The sequence below is a fragment of the Sphingobacterium sp. T2 genome (genome assembly GCF_000814685.1).
Lineage (GTDB): Bacteria > Bacteroidota > Bacteroidia > Sphingobacteriales > Sphingobacteriaceae > Sphingobacterium > Sphingobacterium thermophilum.
This window is the reverse complement of sequence record NZ_JXAC01000200.1, coordinates 1-6387: the sequence shown is the minus strand read 5'-3', so window position 1 is coordinate 6387 and position 6387 is coordinate 1. Positions and strand designations below refer to the sequence as shown.

Genomic DNA, 6387 nt, shown 5'->3' with positions numbered 1-6387 from the left:
TTTAAAATATAGTTCCTTTGGTGCTGATGCTTATAGCATTCCAGGCCTGTAAGAAGGATGTGGTAGAACTTGTGCCTTTTTCTGAATTAGGGGCACAAACCAATGAGTTTATCGTTCCTAATACTGCGGGAGAAGTGAAGGTAAAAGTGTTGTCCAATTCGGAATTTACAGTAGATATAAGTCCCGAAGACACTTGGCTGAAGACCGATGGCAGGTCTTTCAGAGGGGATACCACCATCACTTTCCGCTTTGAAGCGAATGACTCTTTCAATAGAATGGCAGTAGTTCCTCTTCATTCCGAACAATATGGACGCTACGATACCGTGTATATCAAGCAGCGTGGCGTCATGGAAGCCAAGATGCAATTCCCAGTCCTCAATACCTCGGTATTGGGCGACGGGGGAACGGTTAATGTAGATTTGAATGCCAATGTTCCTTTTGAGGATATAGATATTCAAGTGATTTATCCTGATGCAAGTGTAGAACCATGGGTGAATGAAGATTTCAACTATCATGCTCAGGATTCTTTGTTGACATTCAGCGTGCAGCCCAATCCCGATCCAGTAAACTTGCGTAGCGTACAGGTGAAGCTTACCTACGTGGATGGTTGGGGAGCGCAGATATCCTCCACCTTATATTTGGTGCAGGCCAATGCAAATAATGAATTCGGAGCATTGGTCGACTTTCCACAGGTGAGGGCATGGGCTGGAGAACGTATTACCTCCGATATTTATATCGAAGGACATATCATCTCTGATGCTAAGAACCCTAATGCTAGCGAATATTTACAGACTACACCTACGGCAATCAACTATACCGAAAACGATAAGGTTACCTATATCCAAAGTTTCGATGGCCGATATGGTTTTAAGATTGTCACTAGTACGACTAATGACAATATCTTCAAAAGATATAGCAAAGTGAAAATTCTTTTGAAGGGCACTACGGTGAATAAGGAATCGAATCCCGATTTTTATACTATCACAGGAGTGACATCCATGATGGTGTTAAGCCAAGAAGAAGGTATAGCTTCTGACCTTGCGGTGAAAAGTAAATATATCAGCGAGCTTACGGACGACGATATTTTCACATTTGTCACCTTGAAAGACGTGGAGTTTCCTATCCGCAAGGGTTCTTTTACACCTATAAATGAGGGGTATTCTATTTTGTTCAGCGCACACCGTATTGCGAAATACCCTTTGTTGATGCGCGATATTCAAGGGAACACCATATTCCTGATGACCAATACGAATGTTCCTTATAGACGGGATGGAGCTATGCTGCCTTACGGCTCGGGAACAGTGGCCGGCGTCATCGTCCATGAGAAATTTACACGCTTTGAATACGAAGATGCTCCAACAGAAGATAAATATGGAAATATAGGTCGATATCAAATCCGCCATCTGGCAAAAGAAGATATCAAAATCAATTCGGATTTTAATCAAGGTTTCTCGGGCTTGCTGACGGAATTCCAATATCCTGTTATCGAGAATGGTGTGGCCAAGGCTACATACGGTTCGGGTACGATAAAATCTTCGGTAGCTAACCTTAACCTGACGCGCAGCTTCGATTACTCTTATTTAGGACCTGTAGGAGCTACGAATCTGGGGAATACCAATCAATATGGAAATGGAGTTCTTGTGGGGGTAACTAAACAGAATCAGGAAGCCAACACAAACAGTGATGGTAAGGGGCAGGTAGTAAATGCCGCTATTGCTGCCAATACCATGTGGTGGAATGAAGCTAAACAGAGAGGAGAGGCCTTCATCTTAGAATTCTCTACTCTTGGGGTAAATACGTCTCAGCTCTCTCTTCAGTTTACTATGTCCAACCTGACTGGTGCGACAGGAAAAGGAGCTCCTCGCTACTGGAGGGTAGAATGGTCTGAGCATGGAAACATGGATCAAGCGTGGAATACTATAGGAACTTTTACGGTTACCGATATGCCTTTGTGGGCCAATACAACCATACATCAGCTTGCAGCTTATAAGAACTATAACTTCAAGCTTCCATTGGCAATGTTAGGTAAATCAACTGTTTATATCCGGTTGATAGTGGACAAAAATTTGGCTAGTGATGGTAATTCGTATGCGTCAGAACCTATGACTGCCGCTTCAAATACAGGCATTGGCTATCTAGCCGTTCGATATAATAAATAGATATGATTCGATTGATTTATAGTTTGATTTTTCTTTGCTGTGCAACATTAGGTGTTGCACAGCAAACACCAAGCATGCCGGTGAAGCTACGGGTATGTTCGTATAATGTAGGACATTTTAACCAAGGGTCATTGGGTGGTTTCCAGCTTGATAAGAAGGTCGCGGCCGCAGAACTTATCAGATGGAAGCAATGGATAGGTGTTCAAGGTTTTGATATTTTTTCTTTCAATGAATGGAATCTATACTTTGACAAGGATAGCGTATATCAGGCACAACAACAGCTATTAGATCCCTTTTATTCCACCGTGGTATTGGGTACCCCATACCGCTGGATTTTTAATGGCTTTGCGACAAATTATAAAATAACCAATATAAGAGAGAAAAAGTGGGATGGCGATTATTACGCTGTGTTAGGGGATTTGCATATTGGGAATGAGGTGATAACGGTCATCTCAACACATATCCCTTGGCAGAAGAATATCCATGACCATTCTTTCGGTATGCTTCTCGAAGAGCTTAAGAAGTATAAGTATTTTATCTGTATGGGGGATATGAATGCTCCTGATGCTAACCAGTTGAAGTTTGCTGAACAAGGGTTTAATATTGCCAATGGAGGGCATTTGGGATGGTTCAACACCTCTGGTGGTAAAGCCTTGAGAACAGGATTTCGAGGTGATACGAATGGTAACATAGATAATATAGTTACTTCTTCGAATATCAAGATTTTTAATGTGTCGGCACCATATACCGGATTAAATGACCTCGACCATCTACCTATTATCGCTGACCTTGTAATTACTTGGAATTAATTTTTAAAGATTGTTATGTTAAAGAATCATTTATATAAGGCTCTATATGGTTTAATACTCTTCTCCTTAGGTCTGACATCCTGTAAAAAAGAAGAGATTTCCTCCTCCGCATCAGATTTTATCATATCTTCGAGTGTTCATGCTGAAGATCAAATTAAGTCTGCCTATAAGGTAGACATCTCCGGAGGAAAAGATACACTCTATGTCTTGACCGACAAAGAATTTTCTATTTCGAGTGAAACTGCAGATCCAGAAAATTGGATTAGTGTAGAGAAAGGTGGAAAAAGTATCTAATTCCCTGTACCATGTCATATTGGATATTAAACCATTGAAGGAAACTTTTGAGTTAAGAACTAGTGTGTTATCTCTTATCACAGAAGATCTTAATGGAGGATTTGTCACAGTCACACAAGGATATACACGCCGGTTTAGTGATAACTTTAGTTGGTTACGTTATGGCGTGGTAAATCCCTTGGATGAAGGGAGGGAGGTGTTGATGCAAAGCTGGACTTCTACACAGCTGGCGAACGGATGGACTTCTACGGTAGGAGAGGACCAGGAGGCAGCATATGTGTACGGCCGATTCGAGCATGTAAAACTTGGAAAGGATAACTATGGTGCTGACTTTATAAGCAGAAACATAGGTGGAATAGAGAAGGACAGTATTTTGGTATTGAGCTTCAACGCGGTGGCGTATGCGCCTTTGTTTGGCGAGCCCGACAACAATAAGCTTACAGTAGAACTTCAAAACGGCTGTCAGTTTGAGGATGGTACCACTTCCCAGACCATTGCCTTAAATCACTTTGATTCAAAGTCTGCTTTGGTAGAACAAAATTTATGGAATAATTCTTTCCATTACCTATATATCAAGAAGCCAGAAACCAATACGGTAATCTCTACCATCAGGGTACGTTTTGTCACAGGAAACAGTATCAGTTCTCCTGCTAACAGAATATTTCTTGACAACTTCAATATATATTCTGTGCATGAGTTTGAAACTCATTAACTACTGTATTAATTGCATTAAAAAAGCGAAACTAATCAGTTTCGCTTTTTTAATCTGCGTTCATTTAGTTCAGATAAGGACTTTTCGGGAAGTTGGCTACATGAGCATATTTAGGCCCTAAGCTTATCAAAGCCTGTTTCCATAGGTCTTCTCCATCGGTGAGGAAGGTGAGTTCGGTACTGTATTCATTATGTACCGCCCAAGAATTTTGATTTATTTCCTCGTCAAGTTGTCCCGGGGACCAGCCTGAGTAGCCAAGGAAAAATTTTATTTCTGTTGTGGAAAGTATACCTTCGTTAATCAGAAAAACCGCTTTTTCGAAATCCCCACCCCAGTAGATGTCTTTGTAGATAAGTTTGCCGTTTTCTATTTTCTCGGGAGCACGGTGCAGATAAAAGATGGCGTTGTGCTGTACCGGCCCTCCAATATATAAAGGAAAGTCTGCGACATCCATATCCACCACATCCGACAGCAACAAGCTTGACCGTTGGTTCAGAATAAGACCTATCGTGCCTTCCTCGTTATGTTCACATAGCAATACTACAGATCGCTCAAAATTGGGATCCAACATGAAAGGCTCTGAAAGCAGCAAACTTCCCTGTTTTGGTGGATTCGAATTAAACATAATTTTTTCTCTCCATGTTATTTTTAGTCTAAACTACAAAAAACGTTTCAACAAGTGAAATGTGTCTGTCAAAATCCCACTTATTAGGTAGATTTATGCACTTCATTTATTAAGTTTGTATAAATAATTTTTGATTTTTATGGCAATCGAACATAAGGATATAGCTGCGATAAGGGAGGATTATGCGAAGGGTTCTTTATCGGAAAATGACACATTAGACAATCCTATAGAACAGTTTGAACGGTGGTTTCAGCAGGCCTTGGATGGTGAGGTGGTGGAACCTAACGCTATGGTTCTTTCGACTATAAATCGTGAAGGTTTCCCCTCATCTCGGGTAGTCCTTCTTAAAGATTTGAAGTCTGAAGGATTTAGTTTTTTTACCAACTATACTAGTCAGAAAGGACAAGATATAGAACAACATGGCAAGGTGAGTCTGTTGTTTTTTTGGCCGGAGCTACAGCGTCAGGTTCGTATTGAAGGTATAGTGGAGAAGTTGCCGGCAGAAGATTCCGATGAGTATTACGCGTCACGACCTCGTGGCAGTCAAATAGGTGCTTGGGCATCCCCTCAAAGTCAGGTTATTGCCGATAGGTCCGTATTGGAGGAACGTGTGGCAACGTATGAAGATAAGTTTGCCGGACAACCCTTGGTGCCACGCCCCACCTTTTGGGGTGGATATTTGGTGAAGCCTGTGCGGATGGAATTTTGGCAGGGAAGAAGCTCTCGATTGCATGACAGGATTGTATATACAAAAGCGAAAAATAACTCCTGGACAAAAAAAAGACTAGCACCCTAATGAACAATTTGATACAAGATTTACAGAGCAAGTTCGGTGTGGAAAACATACTGCCCATGGAAGGGGGACTGCAGCAGACCATCACACTGCCGAAAGATATTTTGGTTGACGTTTGCCGTTATCTCAGAGATGATAGTAAATACTATTTTGACTTTCTATCAAATATTACTGCGGTGGATTATTTTCCGGAAAATAGATTTGCTGTAGTATATAATCTAGCGTCTCTTCCCTTTCAAAGACAGCTGACTCTCCGAGTGGAGCTGACTATGGAAAATAGAGATAAGAACAACTTGCCGGAAGTACCTTCCGTAAGCAGTGTATGGCGAACAGCCGATTGGCACGAGAGGGAGGCCTTTGACCTTATGGGTATATTTTTTTCAGGACATCCTGACTTGCGAAGAATTCTGCTGCCGGACGATTGGCAGGGCTTTCCTCTGCGTAAAGATTATGAAGATCCGGAATCGTACCACGGAATACCAATAAAAGGTCAATAACATGCTTGAACAATACAATCAGGGTTACCTGAAATATAAAGAGAAGATAGAAAGTATAGGTTCTACCGAGATGGTCATCAACTTAGGACCACAACATCCTTCTACGCACGGAGTGTTGCGCTTGGAGTTGATTACCGACGGTGAAATTGTTAAGGAAATCATCCCTCACTTGGGATATCTGCACCGCTGTTTTGACAAACATGCTGAGTCGTTGAGTTATCCCAAAACCATTCCTTTCACGGACCGACTGGACTATCTGGCTTCTATGAACAACAGCCACAGCTATGTGATGGGAGTAGAACGTATGTTGGGAATAGCCGATAAAATTCCGAAACGGGTAGAGTATATACGTCGTTTTAGTCTGTGAACTGAATCGAATCAATCGCATTCCCACTCACATTGCCGATACGGAACCGTACGTATCGATATAGGAGTCTTTWCWTYCATTCGTTGTGGTTCGTTCCGTCGACCGAGAATCATATAATGAATATGATTAGA

General features: G+C 41.6%; 8 protein-coding genes. 7 read left to right on the top strand and 1 reads right to left on the bottom strand.

Features of this window, described 5'->3' with window-relative positions:
• Window positions 1-26 precede the first annotated feature (26 nt).
• Genes SD31_RS11935 through SD31_RS11920 form a run of 4 tightly spaced genes read left to right on the top strand, consistent with a single transcriptional unit; the run spans window position 27 to window position 3974 of the window.
• A complete protein-coding gene (locus SD31_RS11935; protein WP_052259015.1) occupies window positions 27-2159 on the top strand; it encodes a DUF5689 domain-containing protein in 2133 nt (710 codons plus the stop codon).
• A 2-nt stretch (window positions 2160-2161) separates the two neighbouring features.
• A complete protein-coding gene (locus SD31_RS11930; protein ID WP_039054298.1) occupies window positions 2162-2968 on the top strand; it encodes an endonuclease/exonuclease/phosphatase in 807 nt (268 codons plus the stop codon).
• 15 nt (window positions 2969-2983) lie between these two features.
• On the top strand, window positions 2984-3262 hold the full coding sequence (locus SD31_RS11925; RefSeq protein WP_039054297.1) for a hypothetical protein: 279 nt from the start codon (window positions 2984-2986) through the stop codon (window positions 3260-3262).
• Window positions 3246-3974, top strand: a complete 729-nt coding sequence (locus SD31_RS11920) for a hypothetical protein (RefSeq protein ID WP_156138350.1) — start codon at window positions 3246-3248, stop codon at window positions 3972-3974. Before SD31_RS11925 ends, SD31_RS11920 begins: the two co-directional genes overlap by 17 nt.
• Before the next feature lie 64 nt (window positions 3975-4038).
• On the opposite strand, the gene SD31_RS11915 is transcribed toward SD31_RS11920, so the two are convergent.
• A complete protein-coding gene (locus SD31_RS11915; RefSeq protein ID WP_039054295.1) occupies window positions 4039-4599 on the bottom strand; it encodes a YqgE/AlgH family protein in 561 nt (186 codons plus the stop codon).
• A 139-nt stretch (window positions 4600-4738) separates the two neighbouring features.
• On the opposite strand from SD31_RS11915, the gene pdxH reads away from it, so the two are divergent.
• From pdxH to SD31_RS11900, 3 genes are read left to right on the top strand one after another with little or no spacing between them, the layout of a single operon-like run.
• Entirely contained in the window at window positions 4739-5395 is a 657-nt protein-coding gene (gene pdxH / locus SD31_RS11910) for a pyridoxamine 5'-phosphate oxidase (protein WP_039054294.1), read from the top strand.
• Window positions 5395-5889, top strand: coding sequence for an NADH-quinone oxidoreductase subunit C (locus SD31_RS11905; protein ID WP_039054293.1), 495 nt, complete (start codon window positions 5395-5397; stop codon window positions 5887-5889). The genes pdxH and SD31_RS11905 overlap by 1 nt, the downstream gene beginning before the upstream one ends.
• A 1-nt stretch (window position 5890) precedes the next feature.
• Window positions 5891-6256 (top strand): hypothetical protein, encoded by a 366-nt coding sequence (locus SD31_RS11900; protein WP_052259014.1) that lies wholly within the window; start codon window positions 5891-5893, stop codon window positions 6254-6256.
• Window positions 6257-6387: the final 131 nt, after the last annotated feature.

Coding starts and splice junctions, on each gene's coding strand:
- SD31_RS11935 (WP_052259015.1), top strand. CDS start 27: ATGCTTATAGCATTCCAGGCCTGTAAGAAGGATGTGGTAGAACTTGTG.
- SD31_RS11900 (WP_052259014.1), top strand. CDS start 5,891: ATGCTTGAACAATACAATCAGGGTTACCTGAAATATAAAGAGAAGATA.
- SD31_RS11905 (WP_039054293.1), top strand. CDS start 5,395: ATGAACAATTTGATACAAGATTTACAGAGCAAGTTCGGTGTGGAAAAC.
- pdxH (WP_039054294.1), top strand. CDS start 4,739: ATGGCAATCGAACATAAGGATATAGCTGCGATAAGGGAGGATTATGCG.
- SD31_RS11915 (WP_039054295.1), bottom strand. CDS start 4,599: ATGTTTAATTCGAATCCACCAAAACAGGGAAGTTTGCTGCTTTCAGAG.
- SD31_RS11925 (WP_039054297.1), top strand. CDS start 2,984: ATGTTAAAGAATCATTTATATAAGGCTCTATATGGTTTAATACTCTTC.
- SD31_RS11930 (WP_039054298.1), top strand. CDS start 2,162: ATGATTCGATTGATTTATAGTTTGATTTTTCTTTGCTGTGCAACATTA.